Genomic DNA, 2,526 nt, shown 5'->3' with positions numbered 1-2,526 from the left:
GTCATTGGCGCCAATAGCGTCGATAGGTGTCGCGCATGGTGGCTGGATCGTCGTTGAAGCAGTGGGGCCGAAGGTCTGAAAAAAGCGTCGCTCGCGTGCCTCTTTAAGAGAGGGTGACGCTTTAATTTGGAATTGGCTCTCCGACGAGGGGCGGCCAGATCAATCTGCCACGACGGACGAATGACTGGCGTGGATCGAGGAGGCCGACCGTTTACGGCGGCTGACGCGATCCATGGCCATCATCGTCAGGAGCGGACGACCGCCCCCTTTCGGCGGTTGGCCGTCCCGGCGATAGGTCACATGACCAGACTGATCGGCCGTGCCCGTCGCGTTCCGCTCCGGCCCCGACGTTCAGCATGGCCGTGATCGACCCGACTGACGTCGTGTCGTTCATCGACCTGCTGACCTGAAGAAGGTTCATCTCGGTCGAGAACCAAGGATTCAGGAGCGCGGGCCGCAGGCCAGTCAAGCACGCAGGCGACGGATTCCGGGGCGAGCTATCGACGCTATTGGCGCCATTGGCGCCGTGACAAAAACCCCTCCGAAATTCGCCCTCCAGACCCCAGCAAATCCGGGCCTCCCAGCACCCGTATCAGCCGTGCTGAAAGATACCCGCGAAAACCACAGGCCCACTCGGCTTGACCGACAAAATGATCGGTGTTTTTCTAACGGTCGATGGGACGGCTGCTCGACAAGCTGAAGCGCGGCGCCCCCGCCTACGACGTAAAGGTCGAGCGGGACGGCTTCACGCTGATCGGCAAGCCTGACCACATCGACGAGTTCAGCAACATCGTGCGCGAGGCGGCAGAACAAGCGGGCGAGGAGTTCGTCGTCTTCACGACCAGCGATGGCCACCAAGGCTACAGCCAGATGTTCGTCATGCCCTTGGACGACATCCGCTCGCCCAGCTAAAGGCGTCGCCCCTCTGACATCAGGCGACGCCATGAACGACACCATCCACATCCGCGCCTACCGCGCAGAAGACCTCGATGTGCTGATCGACCTGTTCGCTGGATCAGTGAGGCAGGTGGCCAGCCGGGACTACAGCCCGACCCAGATCGACGCATGGGCGCCGGTCGCTGTGAACCGAGAGCAGTGGGCAACGCGCCTCGGCGGCAGACCGACCTTCGTGGCGAAAGTCGGCGGAGAAATCGCAGGCTTCAGCGATCTGGAGCCAGACGGCCACATCGACATGCTGTTTGTTCATGCCGACCATCAAGGTCGAGGCGTGGCACGCGCTCTGCTGGATCACATCCATACCCAAGCCGGAGAGAGAGGCATCGGCCGCCTGTTCACCGAGGCCAGCATCACCGCCCGCCCGTTCTTCGAACGCAACGGCTTCGAGGTGATCGAGGCGCAGGACGTCGAACTCCGGGGAGAGACCTTCCGCAACTACCGCATGGCCAAGACCCTCCCCGCACCGATCTGATTGACGCCCCGCCGATCCGTGAGACCTTCTGATGGATGAAGCGAGCCGGTCTCTACGTCAGATGTTCAACCGACCAGCAGACGGTCGAGAACCAGATTCGCATCCTGACCGAGGTGGCCGAGCGATCCGGCTGGACCATCGTCAGGGTGTTCGAGGACCAAGGGATCAGCGGCGCCAAGGGCCGGGACCAGAGGCCGGGCTACGACGCCCTCCTGAAGGCCGTCCATCGCCGAGAGGTGGACATCGTGGCCGCATACGCCGTTGACCGTCTGGGACGCTCCCTGACCGATCTGGTGGCTTTCCTCGGCGACATCCAAGCTCGGGGCTGCGACCTCTACCTCCATCAGCAGTCGGTCGATACCAGCACACCTTCCGGGCGCATGCTCTTCCAGATGTTGGCGGTGTTCTCCGAATTCGAGCGCGAACTCATAAAAACCAGAGTGAGGGCAGGAATTGCTCGCGCTCGTGCCAAAGGCGTCCAGTTCGGTCGCCCCAGCTTATCGCCCGACCGTGTGGCGAGGGTCGAGAAGGCCCTGAAGGACGGTCAGAGCATCCGGGCGGTAGCGAAGGCGACCGGCACCTCCACGGCCTCCGTCCAGCGCATCAAACGCTCCATGCACGTGGTCGGGGAAGACCGTCTGGAGAGCGTTGCCATCTGATCTTGGTGAGACTTTTAGCCCCCTCGGAAGACAAACCATAATGAACAAGCGGCAGTGAACAGGGCTGAAATTATTCCCCCGACATGTCCAGCCATCACCGACAAAATGCCGATCCCAACTGCTGCCGCCAGCCCGACGCAGCCTATCACTCGACCGAAGTGAAAATAGAAACGATCACGTTTTCGCTTTTTGGCAGCCGCTTCAAAAGACATCTGGGTCGATATCGATTGTTCCGCCTGTCGGCTTTCCTGAAGCACCGAAACGATATCGAAACCACGCTGGCGAGCAGCACTTTCCAATGCGCGTCGCGCTTCAAATTCGAACGTAGCCGGTGCTCGATAAAGCTCGATCAACAGGTGCTTCAACTCGGCATCGCCAAGCTTCCCAAAGCGATTTGTCATTTCTGCCCACCCCTTACAAATCAGCTACACATTGCTC

4 protein-coding genes are annotated in these 2,526 nt (G+C 60.8%); 3 read left to right on the top strand and 1 reads right to left on the bottom strand.

All coding sequences use genetic code 11. From position 1 onward, the window contains the following. Positions 1-675 precede the first annotated feature (675 nt). The 3 genes from VH88_RS14785 to VH88_RS14775 are packed head-to-tail and all read left to right on the top strand — an operon-like array spanning position 676 to position 2,088. Positions 676-912: a hypothetical protein gene (locus VH88_RS14785; protein ID WP_045811927.1), complete on the top strand. Its 237-nt coding sequence runs from the start codon at positions 676-678 to the stop codon at positions 910-912. A gap of 31 nt (positions 913-943) precedes the next feature. After that, a complete protein-coding gene (locus VH88_RS14780; protein WP_045811926.1) occupies positions 944-1,429 on the top strand; it encodes a GNAT family N-acetyltransferase in 486 nt (161 codons plus the stop codon). A 35-nt stretch (positions 1,430-1,464) separates the two neighbouring features. Beyond that, positions 1,465-2,088: a recombinase family protein gene (locus VH88_RS14775; protein WP_045811925.1), complete on the top strand. Its 624-nt coding sequence runs from the start codon at positions 1,465-1,467 to the stop codon at positions 2,086-2,088. 14 nt (positions 2,089-2,102) lie between these two features. Here VH88_RS14775 and VH88_RS16160 read toward each other — a convergent pair whose 3' ends face one another. Continuing rightward, a complete protein-coding gene (locus tag VH88_RS16160; protein ID WP_156146873.1) occupies positions 2,103-2,489 on the bottom strand; it encodes a hypothetical protein in 387 nt (128 codons plus the stop codon). Between the last annotated feature and the right edge of the window lie 37 nt (positions 2,490-2,526).

Source organism: Brevundimonas sp. KM4 (assembly GCF_000964075.1).
Lineage (GTDB): Bacteria > Pseudomonadota > Alphaproteobacteria > Caulobacterales > Caulobacteraceae > Brevundimonas > Brevundimonas huaxiensis.
The sequence above is the reverse complement of the archived record's forward strand: the minus strand, read 5'-3'. Positions and strand labels throughout refer to the sequence as shown.

Coding starts and splice junctions, on each gene's coding strand:
- VH88_RS14785 (WP_045811927.1), top strand. CDS start 676: ATGGGACGGCTGCTCGACAAGCTGAAGCGCGGCGCCCCCGCCTACGAC.
- VH88_RS14780 (WP_045811926.1), top strand. CDS start 944: ATGAACGACACCATCCACATCCGCGCCTACCGCGCAGAAGACCTCGAT.
- VH88_RS14775 (WP_045811925.1), top strand. CDS start 1,465: ATGAAGCGAGCCGGTCTCTACGTCAGATGTTCAACCGACCAGCAGACG.
- VH88_RS16160 (WP_156146873.1), bottom strand. CDS start 2,489: ATGACAAATCGCTTTGGGAAGCTTGGCGATGCCGAGTTGAAGCACCTG.